Here is a 1,593-nt window from a genome sequence, read left to right as displayed (position 1 = left end):
TGCAAATTGTGGCGCCGCGTTTCGAAGAACCGCTGATCCTCAATGTCGCACGCCAAATCCACCGCGCCAGCGGCGTCGGTTCACCGCCGATCAGCGCTGCTACGATTAGGTAAAAGACCGAATTCGTTATCCGCGTCTTCGGTAATTCTCATTATTTCGCAGATGCTTGGATGACCTATTATACGCAATTTGCAGATTACGTATAAAAGTCTTGCCATTGACGGTCGGGCTCTTCGATGGGCCGGTTGAGGTACTTTTCCCTCGCCAGTTGTTGCAGCAAGCCCTTAACGGGAAAGAACGCGCTGGATGACTTTTCATGAAAAACCGGCACTCTGGATCAAAGACCCGCTTGCGATCTTCGCCGACGGCGCCGAGCGTGGCATCGTGGTCCAAGGCGGCCGTATCGCTGAGCTGGTGCCCGCCGGAAACAACCCCACCACGGCCGACGTCAGAGCATTCGACGCCGGCGAGCATGTGGTGCTGCCGGGCCTGGTCAACACCCATCATCATTTTTATCAAACTTTGACCCGCGCCGTGCCGGCGGCGCTGGACCGCGAATTGTTTCCCTGGCTGCACGCACTTTATCCGATCTGGGCGCGGCTGACGCCGGAAGCTCTCGACCTCGCCATGACGCTGGCGATGGCCGAACTGATGCTCTCCGGCTGCACCACGACGACCGACCATCATTATGTTTTTCCTGCCGGCACCGAAGACGGCATCGACCTCGAAGTCGCCGCGGCGCGGCGGCTGGGGCTGCGCGTTTTGTTGACGCGCGGCTCGATGAACTTGTCGCAACGCGACGGCGGGCTGCCGCCGGACTCTGTGGTACAGGACGAAGACACCATCCTCGCCGATAGCGAGCGCGTGGTGGCGCGCTATCACCAGGCCGGCGAAGGCGCGATGGTGCAGATTGCGCTCGCGCCCTGCTCGCCGTTTTCGGTCACCACCTCGCTGATGCGCGCGACCGCGGGCCTGGCGACGCGGCTCGATGTGCGCCTGCACACCCATCTCTCCGAAACCGAGGATGAGAACAGCTTTTGCCTCGATCTCTACAAATGCCGGCCGCTGGATTATCTGGAAGAATGCGGCTGGCTCAACGAGCGCACCTGGCTCGCGCACGGGGTTCATTTCAACGACGGTGAGATCAAACGGCTGGCGCGCGCCGGCACGGCCGTGGCGCATTGCGCCTGCAGCAATCAGACGCTGGCCTCGGGCACCTGTCCGGTCTGCGCCATGGAAGAAGCCGGCACGCGCGTCGGTCTCGGCGTCGATGGCTCGGCGTCGAACGATTCCTCTAATCTGATGCAGGAGGTGCGCGCCGCGTTCCTGCTTCAGCGGAGTCGCTATGGCGTGAATAAAGTCAGCCACAAGGACGCGCTGCGCTGGGCCACCAAAGGCTCTGCGGCCTGCGCCGGCCGCACCGACATCGGCGAGATTGCAGTCGGCAAGATGGCCGATCTGGCGCTGTTCAAACTCGACGAACTGCGCTTTTCCGGCAGCGGCGATCCGCTCGCGGCGCTCGTCCTTTGCGGCGCGCATCGCGCCGACCGCGTCATGGTCGGCGGACGCTGGATCGTCGAGCATGGCCAAATT

Annotated in this window: 1 protein-coding gene; it reads left to right on the top strand. The window is 62.4% G+C overall.

Going from position 1 to position 1,593, the window contains the following annotated elements:
• Positions 1-306 precede the first annotated feature (306 nt).
• Positions 307-1,593: 8-oxoguanine deaminase (locus tag WCA10_RS14015; RefSeq protein WP_472823152.1), on the top strand; the 1,287-nt coding region annotated here is incomplete at its 3' end.

It is taken from the genome of Occallatibacter sp. (assembly GCF_049582745.1).
GTDB lineage: Bacteria > Acidobacteriota > Terriglobia > Terriglobales > Acidobacteriaceae > Telmatobacter.
Note: the sequence above shows the minus strand (reverse complement) of the source record. Positions and strands in the feature narration are given on the sequence as shown.